Below are 240 nucleotides of genomic sequence, written 5' to 3' on the forward strand. Positions count from 1 at the left end.
CAGGCGGTGCCGATCATCGTTGTCATCGTGCTCATCAACTTCACGCTGATCCAGGCGGCGCCGGGTGACCCCGTCTATGCCCTGATCGGTCAAATGGAGACGACGCCCGAATATATCGCTCAGGTGCGCGAGGAATTCGGTCTCGACGAGCCGCTACCGCAGCAATTTCTCTCTTATATCGCCAAGATCGCCACCTTCGATCTCGGCTATTCCTTCCGTTTCCGTCAGGACGTCTCCGGT

General features: G+C 57.9%; 1 pseudogene. It reads left to right on the forward strand.

Annotation, left to right across the window (positions count from 1 at the left end):
- Positions 1 to 240: pseudogene (locus tag CH341_RS35060) on the forward strand (ABC transporter permease); the annotation flags it as partial.

The organism is Rhodoplanes roseus (assembly GCF_003258865.1).
GTDB classification, from domain to species: domain Bacteria; phylum Pseudomonadota; class Alphaproteobacteria; order Rhizobiales; family Xanthobacteraceae; genus Rhodoplanes; species Rhodoplanes roseus.